A 14,974-nucleotide genomic window follows, 5' to 3' on the forward strand; every position below is an offset into this window, starting at 1 on the left:
TCGTTACCCATTCCTGTTAAGACTTGTCGCATGCAGAGCCGCACGCATCTCAAGACGGTCATGGCCGTGGTCCTAATGGCCGGCGGGATTTCCGCCTGCGGGCACATCGACGCCGAGCCGATCACGCCGGGGCCCAGACCTACCGCGAACTTCTCTAATATCGGTTACGCCGATTGGAGCGAGAGCGAGCCGTCGTACCGGTTCTATCCGGGCGACGAGGTCGAGGTGGCGGTGCCGTCGGCGCCCGAGCTCAACAAGTCGTTGATCGTGCAGCCGGACGGGCGCATCGCCTTGCCGCTGGTCGCCCCCGTGATGGCCGCCGATCGCACAATCGACGAGTTGGAGGGCTCGATCAGCCAGGCCTATGCCAGCACGCTGCTGCGGCCGCAGGTCCAGGTTTCGGTGAAGACGGCGACGCCGCTCAAGGTTTTCGTCGGCGGCGAGGTCAAGAACGCTGGCGTGTTCGACATGGCGGGCGACAGCGACGCCCTGCGGGCCATCATCCAGGCCGGCGGTTTCACCAACGGCGCCAAGCGCAATCAGGTGGTGATCATTCGTCGCGGCCCCGACGGGCGGGCGATGATGCGGACGGCGGACCTGCTGGCGGGCCTGACGCGCTCGGGCGGCGCGGATCTGGTGCCCCTGCGGCGTTTCGACGTCGTCTACGTGCCGCGCAGCGGCGTTTCGGAAGCGGGCCTGTTCATGCAGCAGTACTTCCGCGACCTGCTGCCCATCAGCTTCAGCTACGCGATCAACGGCAACGTCAACGGCAACTGAGCCGGTCCCCAACAGGACCGGCGGGCAGAGTCCGAACCCGGATGACCGGGTTCAGCCGTGGACGAGCCATTCGCGGGCCTGACGCTGGGCTTCGGCGACTTCGTCGCTGGCCATCTCTTGCGACAGCTCCTTGCGGTAGACCTTGGCTTCGACCGAACCGCGCATGGCGGCCAGATTGAACAGCATGTGGGCCGACACGTAGTCCAGCGGCGCGCCGCCCTGACCGGTCGAGTACAGCAGGCCCATGCGGAACAGTTCGTCGCCGGTGGATTCGGCGGTCGGCAGCGGCAGCATGGCCACGGCGGCTGGCGGTTCTTGCATCATCATCATGGCGTGTCTCCTCTCTCAGGCTCGCCCCGCCGTTCTGACGGATCAGAGCCTGAGAGAAGAAAAGTCCAGCGCCACTGAACATATAGTTAAACACGCGAACATCATGAACGACGCGCAAAGTATACTAGTTGTTTAAAGTGATTACTGACCGTAAACACGAGTCTACGGCGCGTTAACGCGCGCGCTGCCCGAAAAGCACCTTTCGGGCCTCTTCCGCCGCTTTTCCCGACGCCTGCAGCCCTCCGGCCCGCAATTCCGCGCCCAACTTGAACCCCTTCTGGACCGCTTCGCGCGCGCCGACGCGCTCGAACCAGCTCCTCAAATTGGGGAACTCATCCAGAATGATGCCCTGGTTTTTCCACGGAACAACCCACGGCCAGCTCATGAAGTCGGCGATGGACAATTGGCCGCAGATGAAATCACGCCCTTCCAGCCGCTTGTTGAGCACGCCGTACAGGCGGTGGGTCTCGTTGGTGTAGCGGATGACGCCGTAGGCGATCTGGCGCTGGTCGGCGATGAGCGACGGCGCGTACTGGCGGAAATGGTGGGTCTGGCCAGCCATGGGACCCAGGCCGCCCATCTGCCACATCACCCACTGGTCGATGTCGACGCGATCTCGCTCGGTCTCGCCGTAGAACTTTCCGCTCTTGCGGGCCAGGTACTGCAGGATGGCGCCGGACTCGAAGACCGAGATCGGCTGGCCGTCGGGACCGTCGGGGTCGACGATGGCCGGCATGCGGTTGTTGGGGCTGATGGCCAGGAATTCGGGCTTGAACTGCTCGCCGGTCCCGATGTTCACCGGAATCATCTCGTAGGGCAGCCCCATCTCCTCCAGGGCGATGGAGACCTTCCAGCCGTTGGGCGTGGGCCAATAGTGCAGTTCGATCGGACGACTCATTGGCCTTCCCTCCCTTGATCTTTGCCGCCACCGAAGATGGTCGCCGACGCCCTTCCCGCCAAGACCTGGCTATCGAAAAGCCTGACCTCGCCGTTCAGGCTGGGTTCAGCCGAACGGCGTCAGTCTGCGTTTCAAGGTCGAGGGAAGTTTCTAGGCGACGTCTCGGAGGCGCCGCCCGACCACCAGGAGAAGACGAGATGAAACGTCTGCTGCTCACCATCGCCGCCGCGGCCGCCGTGGCGGGCCCGCTGGCCCTAAGCGCCACAGAGGCCGCCGCTCAGGATCGCGGACGCTGGGAACACCACGACCGTGGTCGGGACTGGGATCGCGGCCGGGACCATGACCGTCGCGACTATGGACGCGACTATGGCAGAGGCGACTACGGCCGCGGCGATTACGGGCGCCATGACCGCTGGGATCGCGGCCGCCACAACGGCTACTATTACAACAACCGCTGGTCTTACGGCCCGCCCCCGCCCGCCTATTACGGTCGTCCGGGCTTCCGCCCCGGCTATACGTCCTGGCGTCGCGGCGCCTACCTCCCGAGCTACTATCGTGGCCGCGGGTACGTGGTGAACGATTACTATCGCTATAGCCTGCGCCCGCCGCCCCGGGGCTACTATTGGTATCGCACGGGCAATGACTACGTGCTGGCCGCCATCGCGACTGGTCTGATCTTCGACGTCATCGCCAACCACTAGATCTGAACTGCATCCGCAGCGTCGAAGCGGCGTCCTAGGCTTTGCCTGGGGCGCCGTTTTGCGGTCACACGCGCCTCAACCTCGCCGCGTATGCGGCCCAAACGCCCGATTGCGAAGTCATTTCGACCGCATTACCCGGCCAGCGTAGGCTCCGCGTCACACAACGACGCTGCAGCAACACGGTCCCACCCCATGAAGACCCTGCGCATCACCGCCGCCGCCCTGACCCTCGCCGCGGCCGCCTATGCCGGCTCCGCCCTGGCTCAATCGACCCTGCCCCAGACCTCGCCGGCCAATCCCCAGCCCGGCGTCACCACCCCGGCGCCGACCACCGACCCGTCGATGGCCGCCCCCACGACCGAGCAATCGGCGCCGCCCGCCTCCGAGACCGCGACCCCGGCCGACTCCGCCGGCGCGCCGACCTCGACCACGGCGCCGGCCATGACCGACGAAAAGACCGCGCCGGCCGCCGACGAGACGGCCGCCAAGAAGGTCAAGAAACACAAGAAGACGGCCGAAGAGCCGACCCCGGCCCAGCCGCGGTAATTTAAAGTTCGCATCAATGAAGAAGGGCCCGCGGCTTCCACCGCGGGCCCTCGTCGTTTCCGGCCGTAGGAGCGCCTATTCGGCGACGCCGAGCTTCTGGCGCAGCAACGCGTTGACCGTGCCCGGGTTGGCCTTGCCGCCGGTCGCCTTCATGACCTGGCCGACGAACCAGCCCAGGGCCTGCGGCTTGTCCTTCACGGCCTCGGCCTTGTCGGGATTGCCGGCGATCAGGTCGTCGATGGCCTTCTCGATGGCGCCGGTGTCGTTGATCTGCACCAGGCCGCGCTTCTCGACGATCTCGGCGGGACGGCCCTCGCCGGCCCACATGTGCTCGAAGACCTCCTTGGCGATCTTCGACGAGATCGTACCGTTCTCGATCAGCTCGACCAACTGGGCGATGTCCGACGACGGCAGGGGCGAATTGGCGATCTCGTGGCCGCCGGCCGACAGCTTGGCCAGCAGTTCATTGGTCACCCAGTTGGCCACGAGCTTGGCGTCGCGCCCCTTGGCGGCGGCCTCGAAGTAGTCGGCGCGGTCGCTCTCGATGATCAGCACGCCGGCGTCATAGGCCGAGAGACCATACTGGCTCTGCAGGCGCGCCTTCTTGGCGTCCGGCAGCTCGGGCAGGGTCTCCTCGATCTGCTTCACCCAGGCCGCGTCCAGAACCAGCGGCAGCAGGTCCGGATCGGGGAAGTAGCGATAGTCGTGCGCCTCTTCCTTCGACCGCATCGAGCGGGTCTCGAGCTTGGTCGGGTCGAACAGGCGAGTCTCCTGGTCGATCACGCCGCCGTCCTCCAGGATCTCGATCTGGCGACGGGCCTCGTACTCGATGGCCTGCTGGATGTAGCGGTAGCTGTTGACGTTCTTGATCTCGCAGCGCGTGCCCAGATGCTTGAAGCTGCCGGTCTCGCGGAACTTCTCGTAGTCGCCGGGGCGGCAGACCGAGACGTTGACGTCGGCGCGCAGGTTGCCCTTCTCCATGTCGCCGTCGCAGGTGCCCAGATAGACCAGGATCGTCCGCAACTTCTTGACGTAGGCGGCGGCCTCTTCCGAGGTGCGCATGTCGGGCTTGGAGACGATCTCCATCAGCGCCGTGCCCGCGCGATTCAGGTCGACATAGGTCGCGTTCGGATCCTGGTCGTGCAGCGACTTGCCCGCGTCCTGTTCCAGGTGCAGGCGCTCGATACGGACGTCGAAGGTCGTGCCGTCGTCGCGCTCGACCGTCACCACGCCCTCGCCGACGATCGGCTGATCGAACTGGCTGATCTGATAGCCCTGCGGCAGATCCGGATAGAAGTAGTTCTTCCGGTCGAAGCGGCTCTTCAGATTGATCTGCGCCTTCAGGCCCAGCCCCGTCTTCACCGCCTGCTCGACGCAGAACCGGTTCAGGACCGGCAGCATGCCCGGCATGGCCGCGTCCACGAGGCTGACCTGCTCGTTCGGCCCCGCGCCGAAGCCGACGGCGGCGCCGGAGAACAGCTTGGACTTGCTGGCCACCTGGGCGTGGACCTCGAGGCCGAGGACGATTTCCCAGGGGCCGGTGCGGCCTTGGATCGTTTTGGAATCTTGCGTCATGGCCGTTTCTCTACATCAAGCGAGCCGGGCCGGAAAAGCTTTCGGACGCATGTCGCCAGCATCTTATGCAATCCAAGCCCCGCAAGGTCTTGAAGTTGTTTGAATGAAGCGGAACCGTTCGTTTTCGACGTCACTGAATAAGGCCGGATTGAGTCAAATCCGGCGCCATTGCGGGGCAAGGGAACCGTCGAGTTATCGCACCGTTCATTTTCTCGAACAGCTCACTCACGGAGGTAGAAATGCCCACCGCCCGCATCACTCGCCCAGCTCTTAACTTCGATGCTCCGGAACCGGTCGTCACGTCGGATCCGAATGCTTCGGCGTTGTTTCCCAGCCAGCCGGTCTATGCTCGCTCGCCGAAGAAGAAGGCGTCCGGCAACCTGCCCCTTCTGATCGGCGTCCCCGTGCTGGCCGTCGCGGCCGGCGCCCTGATCTGGGGCATGAGCGCCAATCGCGGCGAAGCGCCGACCGATCCGCAGTCGCTGAAGACCGCCACGGCCGAGAGCCAGCCCCCGGTCGGCACGACGCCGGTTCCCGCCAGCGCCGCGGCCACGCCGTCGCCGATCCCGCAGCCGACCGAACTGGCCGCCAACGAGATCCCCGCCCCGGCTCCGGTCGCCCGCTCGACGCCACGCGCCACGGCTCCGGCCCGAACGGCCGCCCGCCGCGCCGCGCCGGTCGAAACCAGCGCGCCGGACGTCTCGACGGCCGCGACCAACGTCAGCGCCACGGTTCCGGCCGCGCCGCCGACCGTCAGCGCCCCGATCGCCGAACCGGCTCCGCTGGTGATCCCCGCGCCCGCGGCGGCGCAACCGACGCCGCAGCCCGAGGCGACCATCCCTCAGTAGGCCGGTCACCACACGGCTGAACGAAGAAGGGCGGCTCCGCCGGAGCCGCCCTTTTCCTTAGATCACCACCATTTCTCGGCTTTCGCCGAGAACCCGGCGGCCTTCTCGACCGCTCCCGCGACCGAGAACACCGTGGCCTCGTCGAGCGGCTTGCCGATGATCTGCAGCCCCAGCGGCAGGCCGTTGGCGTCGAGGCCGGCCGGCAGGGACAGGCCCGGCAGACCCGCCAGGTTGGTCGTCACCGTGAAGACGTCGTTCAGGTACATGGCGATCGGGTCGTTGCTGTTCTCGCCCAGACCGAACGCCGCCGAGGGCGCGGTCGGGGTAAGGATCGCGTCGACCTTGGTCCAGGCGTTGTCGAAGTCCTCGGCGATGCGGCGGCGCACCTTCAGGGCCTTCAGGTAGTAGGCGTCGTAATAGCCGGCGCTCAGCACATAGGTGCCGATCAGGATGCGGCGCTTAACCTCGTCGCCGAAGCCCGACGCGCGGGTGTTCTCGTAGATCTCGGTCAGGTTGGCGCCGTCCTCGCGCAGGCCGTAACGCATGCCGTCGTAGCGGGCCAGGTTCGACGACGCCTCGGCCGGGGCCACGATGTAGTAGGCCGGCAGGGCGTACTTGGTGTGCGGCAGGCTGATGTCGACGATCTCGCAGCCAGCCTCCTTCAGCCAGGCGATGCCGTCCTGCCAGAGCTTCTCGATCTCGGCGGGCATGTTGTCGACCCGGTATTCCTTGGGAATGCCGATGCGCAGGCCCTTCACCGACTTGCCCACGAACTGGGTGAAGTCGGGCGTGGCGACGTCGAGGCTGGTCGAGTCCTTGGGATCATGGCCGGCCATCGAGGTCAGCAGCAGGGCCGCGTCCTCGACGGTCTTGGCGATCGGGCCGGCCTGATCCAGCGAACTGGCGAAGGCCACCACACCCCAGCGCGAGCAGCGGCCGTAGGTCGGCTTGATGCCCACGGTGCCGGTGAAGGCGGCCGGCTGACGGATCGAACCGCCGGTGTCGGTGGCCGTGGCGCCCAGGCACAGATCAGCGGCGACGGCCGCGGCCGAACCACCCGACGAACCGCCCGGGGTCAGGGCCTTGTTCGAACCCTGGGCGCGCCAGGGATTGGTCACCGGACCGAAATAGCTGGTCTCGTTCGACGAGCCCATGGCGAACTGGTCGAGGTTCAGCTTGCCCAGCATCACCGCCCCGTCGCGCCACAGCTGGCTGGTGACGGTCGACTCGTAGGTCGGGATGAAATTCTCGAGGATCTTCGAGCAGGCCGTGGTCCGCACGCCTTCGGTGCAGAACAGGTCCTTGACCCCCAGCGGCGCGCCTTCCAGCGGACCGGCCTCGCCCAGCGCGCGGCGCGCGTCGGACTTGGCGGCCATGTCCAGGGCCTTTTCCGGGGTCTCCAGAATATAGGCGTTCAGGCCGCGCGCGGCTTCGACGGCCTCGATGTGGGCCTTGGTCAGTTCGACCGAGGTGAACTCGCCCTTTTGCAGGCCGTCCAGGGCGCCCTTCAGGGTCAGCTTCGTGAGGGCGCTCATTATTCGACCACTTTCGGCACGACGAAGAAGTTGTTCACGGACTTGGGCGCGTTGCTGGTCACGCGGGCCGGATCGCCGCCCATGGTGACGACGTCCTCGCGCATCGGCAGACCGGCCGCCACGACGCTGGTCAACGGCTCGGCGCCGTCGGTGTCGACCTCGGCCAGCTGCTCGATCCACGCCATGATGCCGTTGAGCTCCTGGGCCAGGGCCTCGATGCGCTCTTCGGGTTCGGCGATGCGGGCGAGCCGGGCGACCTTCCGCACGGTCGCGGCGTCAATGGCCATGGAGATCTCCTGAAATTCGAACGCGTGGGTTAGCGGTCCCCGCCCCAGGTTTCAAGACGAGGTTTCAAGCGCGTCGGCGCCTGTTATGAAGCGCCATGCCCGTTCTCGACATCGAAGACTTCGCCGCCGCCCTCCCCCAGTACGCCGCCGTCGTCGGCCTGGACCCCGGCGAGAAGACCATTGGCGTAGCCGTTTCGGACGTCACCCGCACGGTCGCCAGCCCCATGGCGCTGATCGAGAAGACCAAATTCAGCAAGGACGCCGAGCAGCTGTTCAAGCTGATGGACAGCCGCGGCGCGGTCGGCGTCGTCATCGGTCTGCCGATGAACATGGACGGCACCGAAGGCGTGCGTTGCCAGTCCAACCGCGCCCTGGGTCGCAACCTGCTGCGCCTCAAGCCCGACCTGCCGATCACCTTCTGGGACGAGCGCCTGTCGACAGCGGCCGTGACCCGGGTGCTGATCGACGAGCACGACGTCTCGCGCAAGCGCCGCGACGAGGTCGTCGACAAGATGGCGGCCGGCTGGATCCTGCAGGGCGCGCTGGAACGGCTGCGGAGCCTCTAGCCGCGCCCTTTTTTCGCCTGGCGCCAGAATATCCGGGCTTTTTGGACTCCGGCCCGTATGGATAAGCTTGGCTCATTCGCGGACGGGGACGGTCATGAAGGCCAGGAGGTTCGGCAGGTCGAGACACGCCGCCACGGCAAGCGCCGTCCTGCTCGTCACCCTGACGGCCGGCGGGAGCCTCGCGGGCGCGGGCGACGACTGCCCGCCCAATCCCGAACCGGGCAAATGCTACGAGAAGGTCTACCGGCCCGCTCAGTACGAGAGCTATGTCGACCAGGAAGCGGACCAGCAGCGCCCGGCCCCGCAGGCTTATCGCCCCGTCACCAAGCAGCGGAAGATTCGCGAGGCCAGCTTCGTGTGGCAGGTCATTTCCTGCGACGGCCGCCTTCCCGCCAGACGCGATCACTAACCGCATTCAGCCGCGACTTGCGCTGGCGAGGTCCATAACATCCCTAGACGCGAGTTTTCCTCGTTTCGGGGAGCGGGGAACTCCCTTCCTTGGGGAAAAACCGCGACAACATTGTTCTGCTTTTGAATATGGTTAAGGTCGCGCCCCGGATCGAACCCCTGGTTCGCTCCGGGGCGATGTATACCTGGGTTGAGGGCAACGAGGGGCTCGGATGACTAAAAAGGTCTTGATGGGGCTGATGGCGTTCGCCGTCGCCGGTTTGTCGGTCAGCTCGGCGATGGCCGACGGACGCAACTATGCGCCGCGACCGGTTCCGCGCTATGCGCCCGCTCCGCCGCCGCAAAGCTATCCGCCCCCGCCGCCCCCGCCGTCGGGTCCGACCAGCATCGACTGCCTCTGCACGCGCGCCGTGGTCTTCTACGGCCCGACCTCGGGCTATGGCGACATCACCGTCGCCGCGCCGGGCGTCCGCGTCATCGGCGAGCCGGTCGTCGTGCCGTCGGGCCGCATCGATATCCAGGGGCCGCCGGTCTATGTGGACGCGCCGCCGGTTCGCGTGGCCGCGCCCCAGATCTATCTGCACCGTCCGGAAGTCTTCGTCCGCCCGTCGGCCGTCACGGTCGAGGCGCCGGAAATCCACTTCACGGGCTGCGCCGACGGCGTGCGCTGCGAGCCGGCCCCGACGCGCCACTAAGGCTCGGGACCAGCCGAAAGAATTCGAGGCGGGAGGCCACAAGCCTCCCGCCTCTTTTCGTTTGGAGCGATCTTAGTGTTGCGGGACCGCGCAGAACTCGCGGGCTTCACGCGCCAGGGTCAGGTCGCCGCCTTCCAGCGCGGTCTTCACCGCGTCGTCGCAACGCTTCTCGCTGAGCAGGCTCGTGACATGGCTCCGCAGCGTCGCGGCGTTGAGCGCGGCTTCACGCAGGATCTGGGCTTCCTTGCGCTCGCCCGGCAGGCACGGCGAGTACCACTTGGCGTCGGCGCAGCGAGCGATCAGGCGCGTCTGGCGCGCGGCCTCGGCGCGGTTGTCGATCGGCGCGGCGACCGGCGCCTGCGGCGGCTGTCGAGGCGGTTGCGGCGCGGGATCGGTCGGCATGGCCAGCGACGGCGCGACCATGACTCCAGGCGGCGCGGGATCCAGCGGGCGCACGATGGTGGCCTGCGGGATCTGATAGTGGCAGACCCAGCCCTTCTCGGTCGTCTCGCACGACTGCAGCGTCGCCTTCGTCTCCTGGGACGACGGCTCGGCGGTCTGCAGCAAGGCGATCAAGAGGAACAGCATGGCCACCCCCGCGGAGCCTGTGCGAAACGCATGCGGCCAGAGTACCCACCTTAGCCGTCCGGCAACAAGCGCAAGCGTCCCGGAAGCGCGCTCGAGATGTCAAACTTCGTGAATATTCCTGAGGACAGCTTCGGCGGCGGCGTCCGCCGCGCTTCCCTTCCCCTCCAAAGCCGCCTATGAGGCGAGCTCATGAAGGCACCAGCCCATGATCCCGCCCGCGCGGCCATCGATGCGATCCGCGCCCGCGTCTTTGCCTTTCCCAAACGCCATTTCCTGTCCGCCGGGGACCTGAACGCCCCCCAGGCGACGGATCTGCTGGACCTGGCCGACGCCTTCGTCGCCTTCAACCGCCAGACGTCCAAGAGCCTGGATCTGCTGCGCGGCCGGACGCTGATGAACCTGTTCTTCGAGAACAGCACCCGCACCCAGAGCTCGTTCGAACTGGCGGGCAAGCGGCTGGGCGCCGACGTCGTCAACATGAACCCCAAGACCTCGTCGGTGGCCAAGGGCGAGACCCTGATCGACACCGCGGTCACCCTGAACGCCATGCGGCCCGACCTCCTGGTCATCCGCCACGCCTCGTCGGGCGCGGCCAGCCTGCTAAGCCAGAAGGTCAGCGGCCACGTGGTCAACGCCGGCGACGGCCAGCACGAGCATCCGACCCAGGCCCTGCTGGACGCCCTGTCGATCCGCCGCGCGTTCGGCCGCGTCTCGGGCCTGACCGTGGCGATCTGCGGCGACGTGCTGCACAGCCGCGTGGCGCGCTCGAACGTCTCCCTGCTGCACACCCTGGGCGCCAGCGTGCGCCTGGTCGGCCCGCCCACCCTGATGCCGGCTCAGGCCGAGCGCTGGGGGGTCACCGTCCACCACGACATGAAGTCCGGCCTGGCCGGCGCCGACGTCGTCATGATGCTGCGCCTGCAGCTGGAGCGGATGCAGGGCGCCTTCGTGCCCTCGACCCGCGAGTACTTCCGGTTCTACGGCCTTGATCGCGAAAAGCTCTCCCGCGCCGCCCCCGGAGCCAAGGTCATGCACCCCGGCCCCATGAACCGAGGCGTCGAGATCGACTCGGACGTCGCCGACGATCCGGCCGTCAGCCTGATCCAGGACCAGGTCGAGATGGGCGTCGCCGCCCGGATGGCGGTGCTGACCAGCCTTTCGGCCCGTCTGGAGGCGAAGCAATGACGTCCGCCCAGCCCATCGCCCTCGTCAACGCTCGTCTGGTCGACCCGGAAAGCGGCTATGACGGCCCCGGCGGCGTCATCGTCTCAGAAGGCGTCATCGCCGACGTCGCCAAGGGCCGCGAGTTCGGGAAACTCTCAAAGGCCGTGCGGGTCATCGACTGCGGCGGGGCGCTTCTGGCCCCCGGCCTGATCGACCTGCGCGTCCGCACCGGCGAGCCCGGGGCCGAGACCAAGGAAACCCTGGCTTCGGCGGCGAAGGCCGCGGCGGCCGGCGGCGTCACCTCGATGGTCGTCCAGCCCGACACGGCCCCGGCCATCGACGATCCCAGCGTCGTCGACTTCATCCTGCGCCGGGCCCGCGATATCGACAGCGCCCGCATCCTGGTGGCCGGCGCGGCGACCAAGGGCCTGCACGGCGAGCAGATGGCCGAGATCGGCCTGATGCGCGAGGCCGGCTGCGTCTACATCACCGACGCGGGCAAGCCGATCGTCGACAGCAAGGTCATGCAGCGCGTCCTGACCTACGCCAAGGGCTTCGACACCCTGCTGGCCCACCGTCCGATGGACCCCTGGCTGGCCAAGGGCGGCGCGGCGATCGGCGGCGAATTCGCCGGCCGCATGGGCCTGCCGTCCATCTCGCCGATGGCCGAGCGGATCATGCTGGAGCGCGACGTCGCCCTGCTGGAAGCCACCGGCGGCCGGCTGTTGGTCGACCAGATCACCTCGGCCCAGGCGTTGGAGACGCTTCAGCGCGCCAAGAAAAAGGGCCTGCGGATCAGCGCCTCGGTGTCGATCAACCATCTGTCCTTCAACGAACTGGACATCGGCGACTACCGCACTTTCGCCAAGCTGAACCCGCCCCTGCGCGGCGAGGACGATCGCCAGGCGCTGATCGAGGCCCTTGCCTCGGGCCTGATCGATATCGTCGTCTCGTCGCACAGCCCCGCCCCGGCTGAGGACAAGCGCCTGCCGTTCGACGAGGCCGCGCCGGGCGCGGTGGGTCTTGAGACCCTGCTGCCGGCCCTGCTGTCGCTGTATCACGACGAGCGCATCGCCCTCGTCGACCTGATCCGCGCCGTCACCCTGGCCCCGGCCGAGCTGCTGGGCCTGCGCGGCGGGAGGATCGCCCCGGGGGCTCCGGCCGACCTCGTGCTGTGCGACATCGACGCTCCGATCATCGTCGACGCCGCACGCCTGCTGTCGAAGTCCAAGAACTCGCCGTTCGACGGACGCAGGCTGCAGGGCCAGGTGCTGATGACGGTCGTGGACGGACGCGTGGCGCACCGGGCGGAGGGCTGACGCCTTAGGCGGCGGTCGCGGAGCCGGTTTCAAATATCGCCGGTCTCCCATTGTTAAAAGACCGGGTCTCCAGCATTCTCCCCGCACGCGTATCCGGGGGGAAACCAGATGACCGCGATGGAGATGAGCCGTCGGCCCGCAGCCAGTGTCGGCCGCCGGTTCTACCTGATCATGTCGCTGCTGATGGCCGCCGTGTTCGTTGGCGGCTTCTCCACGACGGTGCCAGGCGACTTCGCTCCGCCGGGCCTGCCGCTGCTGCTCCATGTCCACGGCGCGATCTCGACCTGCTGGGTTCTGTTGTTCGTGGCCCAACCCGCTTTCATCGCGCGCGGATCGCTGAAGCTGCACCGGCAGGTGGGCATGGCGGGAGCCGGGCTGGCGGGACTGATGGCGATCATGGCCTTGGTCGCGACGGTTTTCGCGATCCGCTACGGCAGGATCCCTCCGTTCTTCCCGCCCCCCATCTTCCTGTTCCTGAACTTGCTGGGCATCCTGGCCTTCGCCGGACTGATCGCGGGCGGCGTCGCCCTGCGGCGCAAGGCCGAATGGCACAAGCGCCTGATGCTGTGCGCGACCATCACCATACTCGGCCCTGGCCTGGGCCGTTTGCTGCCGATGCCGTCATTCGGCGAGGCCGCGCCATTGGTGATGTTTGGCGTCATCCTGCTGTTCGGCCTGGCCGGCCCTGTCGCCGACCTCGTGACCCGCAAGCGCGTTCACCCCGCCTACGCCTGGGGTCTGGCCGCGATCGTCCTCAGCAACGTGCTGGTCGCGCCGCTGGCTTTCTCGCCGCTTGGCCAAACGCTGCTGGCTCTGGTGCAAGGCGGCTGACCGCCGGTTTTGCCCCAGCTCCGAGTCTGCACTACACCTGTGCCCCACAACTCTCGCTTGCGCAGCGGTTGAATTCGCGCGCAACTCGCCCTAGGGTCGAAACGTGCAAGATCTCGCCGCCGCCACCTATCTGACGCTCGCCATCACCATCGTCGGCGGCTACCTGCTGGGGTCGATCCCCTTCGGGCTGATCGCCACGCGGCTGGGCGGGGCCGGGGACATCCGCCAGATCGGTTCGGGTAATATCGGCGCGACCAACGTGCTGCGTTCGGGCCGCAAGGACCTGGCGGCCATCACCCTGCTGGGCGACGCCGGCAAGGGCGTCGTCGCCGTGCTGCTGGCGCGCTACCTGACCCACGGCAATGCGGCGGTGATCGCCCTGGCCGGCGGCGCGGCCTTCCTGGGCCACCTGTTCCCCGTCTGGCTGAAGTTCAAGGGCGGCAAGGGGGTGGCCACCTTCTACGGCGTGCTGCTGTCGGCCGCCTGGCCGGTGGGGATCGCCGCCGGCGCGACCTGGCTGGCCGTGGCCTTCCTGCTGCGCATCAGCTCGCTGGCCGCCCTGGTCGCCGCCGTGCTGGCCGCGCCGTTCGCCCTGGCCTTCGACCAGCCCTACCCGATCATGGTCCTGTGCCTGTTCATGGCCGTGCTGATCTTCATCCGCCACCGCGAGAACATCGCCCGCCTGCTGAAGGGCCAGGAGCCCAAGATCGGCCAGAAGAAGGACGAGGCCCCGCCGCCCGTTATCGACGCGCCGTGACACCAGGCCGGCTCTCGGACATCCAGCGCTTCGCCTGGCTGCGCCTGGCGCGCACCGAGACCGTCGGCCCCGTCGCCTTCGAACATCTGATCGCCCGCTACGGCACGCCCGAGCGGGCGCTGTCGGCCCTGCCCGACCTCTCCCGCCGCGGCGGTCGCGCCGTCCCGCTGGCCCTGCCGCCGCGCGAGGCCATCGAACGAGAGCTGGAGGCCGGCGAGAAGCTCGGCGCGCGCCTGATCTGCGGCTGCGAGCCGGACTTCCCGCCGCGCCTGGCCGCGCTGGATCCGCCACCGCCGGTGATCTGGACGCTGGGGCGCGCCGAACTTCTCTCCGAGCCCTGCCTGGCCATTGTCGGGGCCCGCATCGCCTCGGCCGCCGGCCAGCGCTTCGCCCGCCAGCTGGCCACGGACCTGGGGACCGCCGGCTATGTCGTCGTCTCGGGCATGGCGCGCGGCATCGACGGCGCGGCGCACGAGGGCTCGCTGGCCACCGGCGCCGTGGCCGTGCTGGGCGGCGGGGTCGGCGATGTCTATCCGCCCGAGCACGACAAGCTGCACGCGCGCCTGGCCGCCGAGGGCTGCATCGTCTCCGAGAGCGCGCCCGACCGCCGCGCCCAGGCCAAGGACTTCCCGCGCCGCAACCGGATCATTTCTGGCCTGTCCCTGGGGGTCGTTGTGGTCGAGGCCGAGCTGAAGTCCGGTTCGCTGATCACCGCCCGCTTGGCCGCCGAACAGGGCCGCGATGTCTTCGCGGTGCCAGGTTCGCCGCTGGACCCGCGCTCGAAGGGCACGAACGACCTGATCCGTCAGGGCGCGATCCTGTGCGAAGGCGCAGAGGACGTGCTGCGCTCGCTGTCGGGCCAGACCCATCTGCGCGAGCGCGAGCGCGGCTACGAGGCCCAGCCGGACCTGGAGATCGACCACGACGCCTTGCGCGAGCGCGTCGCCGCCCTGCTCTCGCCCACGCCGATCTCGCGCGACGATCTGGTTCGCGCCGCGGCCGCGCCCGCCTCGGCGGTGATGGCGGCATTGGTGGAATTGAGTCTGGCCGGCCGGGCCGAGCTGCTGGACGGCGGACTGGTGGCTGGTGTGTAACCTTCGTCGACCATCGCGCGAACTCGTCCGAGTCGCGCGCACGCGACGATCAGGA

Annotated in this window: 18 protein-coding genes; 12 read left to right on the forward strand and 6 right to left on the reverse strand. The window is 67.9% G+C overall.

The genetic code is table 11. From position 1 onward, the window contains the following. Nucleotides 1–30: 30 nt before the first annotated feature. Entirely contained in the window at nucleotides 31–777 is a 747-nt protein-coding gene (locus EIK80_RS22820; protein ID WP_125159308.1) for a polysaccharide biosynthesis/export family protein, read from the forward strand. A gap of 51 nt (nucleotides 778–828) precedes the next feature. On the opposite strand, the gene EIK80_RS22825 is transcribed toward EIK80_RS22820, so the two are convergent. Next, nucleotides 829–1,107, reverse strand: coding sequence for a sel1 repeat family protein (locus tag EIK80_RS22825; protein ID WP_125159309.1), 279 nt, complete (start codon nucleotides 1,105–1,107; stop codon nucleotides 829–831). Nucleotides 1,108–1,279: 172 nt separating this feature from the next. After that, a complete protein-coding gene (locus tag EIK80_RS22830; protein WP_125159310.1) occupies nucleotides 1,280–2,005 on the reverse strand; it encodes a glutathione S-transferase N-terminal domain-containing protein in 726 nt (241 codons plus the stop codon). A 197-nt stretch (nucleotides 2,006–2,202) separates the two neighbouring features. Between EIK80_RS22830 and EIK80_RS22835 the strand changes: the two genes are divergently transcribed. Further along, nucleotides 2,203–2,706, forward strand: a complete 504-nt coding sequence (locus EIK80_RS22835; RefSeq protein ID WP_125159311.1) for an RcnB family protein — start codon at nucleotides 2,203–2,205, stop codon at nucleotides 2,704–2,706. Nucleotides 2,707–2,898: 192 nt separating this feature from the next. Then, nucleotides 2,899–3,252, forward strand: coding sequence for a proteophosphoglycan 5 (locus EIK80_RS22840; RefSeq protein WP_125159312.1), 354 nt, complete (start codon nucleotides 2,899–2,901; stop codon nucleotides 3,250–3,252). 75 nt (nucleotides 3,253–3,327) lie between these two features. Here EIK80_RS22840 and gatB read toward each other — a convergent pair whose 3' ends face one another. Further along, nucleotides 3,328–4,827 (reverse strand): Asp-tRNA(Asn)/Glu-tRNA(Gln) amidotransferase subunit GatB, encoded by a 1,500-nt coding sequence (gene gatB / locus EIK80_RS22845; RefSeq protein ID WP_125159313.1) that lies wholly within the window; start codon nucleotides 4,825–4,827, stop codon nucleotides 3,328–3,330. A 239-nt stretch (nucleotides 4,828–5,066) separates the two neighbouring features. Between gatB and EIK80_RS22850 the strand changes: the two genes are divergently transcribed. Beyond that, nucleotides 5,067–5,675 (forward strand): hypothetical protein, encoded by a 609-nt coding sequence (locus EIK80_RS22850; RefSeq protein WP_125159314.1) that lies wholly within the window; start codon nucleotides 5,067–5,069, stop codon nucleotides 5,673–5,675. Nucleotides 5,676–5,737: 62 nt separating this feature from the next. On the opposite strand, the gene gatA is transcribed toward EIK80_RS22850, so the two are convergent. After that, a complete protein-coding gene (gatA, locus tag EIK80_RS22855; protein WP_125159315.1) occupies nucleotides 5,738–7,210 on the reverse strand; it encodes an Asp-tRNA(Asn)/Glu-tRNA(Gln) amidotransferase subunit GatA in 1,473 nt (490 codons plus the stop codon). After that, nucleotides 7,210–7,497, reverse strand: coding sequence for an Asp-tRNA(Asn)/Glu-tRNA(Gln) amidotransferase subunit GatC (gatC, locus tag EIK80_RS22860; RefSeq protein ID WP_125159316.1), 288 nt, complete (start codon nucleotides 7,495–7,497; stop codon nucleotides 7,210–7,212). The genes gatA and gatC overlap by 1 nt, the downstream gene beginning before the upstream one ends. A gap of 95 nt (nucleotides 7,498–7,592) precedes the next feature. On the opposite strand from gatC, the gene ruvX reads away from it, so the two are divergent. The 3 genes from ruvX (at nucleotide 7,593) to EIK80_RS22875 (ending at nucleotide 9,166) form a co-directional block, all read left to right on the forward strand. Further along, nucleotides 7,593–8,063 carry a Holliday junction resolvase RuvX gene (gene ruvX, locus EIK80_RS22865; protein WP_125159317.1) on the forward strand — a complete coding sequence of 157 codons (471 nt, stop codon included), beginning with the start codon at nucleotides 7,593–7,595 and terminating at the stop codon, nucleotides 8,061–8,063. Between the two features lie 94 nt (nucleotides 8,064–8,157). After that, on the forward strand, nucleotides 8,158–8,472 hold the full coding sequence (locus EIK80_RS22870; RefSeq protein WP_125159318.1) for a hypothetical protein: 315 nt from the start codon (nucleotides 8,158–8,160) through the stop codon (nucleotides 8,470–8,472). Nucleotides 8,473–8,683: 211 nt separating this feature from the next. After that, on the forward strand, nucleotides 8,684–9,166 hold the full coding sequence (locus EIK80_RS22875; protein ID WP_125159319.1) for a hypothetical protein: 483 nt from the start codon (nucleotides 8,684–8,686) through the stop codon (nucleotides 9,164–9,166). 72 nt (nucleotides 9,167–9,238) lie between these two features. On the opposite strand, the gene EIK80_RS22880 is transcribed toward EIK80_RS22875, so the two are convergent. Further along, a complete protein-coding gene (locus tag EIK80_RS22880) occupies nucleotides 9,239–9,754 on the reverse strand; it encodes a hypothetical protein (protein ID WP_125159320.1) in 516 nt (171 codons plus the stop codon). 189 nt (nucleotides 9,755–9,943) lie between these two features. Here EIK80_RS22880 and EIK80_RS22885 point away from each other — a divergent pair, with 189 nt between their 5' ends. The 5 genes from EIK80_RS22885 (at nucleotide 9,944) to dprA (ending at nucleotide 14,919) form a co-directional block, all read left to right on the forward strand. After that, entirely contained in the window at nucleotides 9,944–10,939 is a 996-nt protein-coding gene (locus EIK80_RS22885; RefSeq protein WP_125159321.1) for an aspartate carbamoyltransferase catalytic subunit, read from the forward strand. Beyond that, nucleotides 10,936–12,237: a dihydroorotase gene (pyrC, locus tag EIK80_RS22890; RefSeq protein WP_125159322.1), complete on the forward strand. Its 1,302-nt coding sequence runs from the start codon at nucleotides 10,936–10,938 to the stop codon at nucleotides 12,235–12,237. The genes EIK80_RS22885 and pyrC overlap by 4 nt, the downstream gene beginning before the upstream one ends. 108 nt (nucleotides 12,238–12,345) lie before the next feature. Further along, entirely contained in the window at nucleotides 12,346–13,068 is a 723-nt protein-coding gene (locus EIK80_RS22895) for a hypothetical protein (RefSeq protein ID WP_125159323.1), read from the forward strand. A gap of 103 nt (nucleotides 13,069–13,171) precedes the next feature. Further along, a complete protein-coding gene (gene plsY / locus EIK80_RS22900) occupies nucleotides 13,172–13,825 on the forward strand; it encodes a glycerol-3-phosphate 1-O-acyltransferase PlsY (RefSeq protein ID WP_125159324.1) in 654 nt (217 codons plus the stop codon). Continuing rightward, nucleotides 13,822–14,919 carry a DNA-processing protein DprA gene (dprA, locus tag EIK80_RS22905; RefSeq protein WP_125159325.1) on the forward strand — a complete coding sequence of 366 codons (1,098 nt, stop codon included), beginning with the start codon at nucleotides 13,822–13,824 and terminating at the stop codon, nucleotides 14,917–14,919. The genes plsY and dprA overlap by 4 nt, the downstream gene beginning before the upstream one ends. Nucleotides 14,920–14,974 lie beyond the last annotated feature (55 nt).

Origin of the sequence: Caulobacter sp. 602-1, assembly GCF_003931565.1 — a bacterium.
Classification (GTDB): domain Bacteria; phylum Pseudomonadota; class Alphaproteobacteria; order Caulobacterales; family Caulobacteraceae; genus Caulobacter.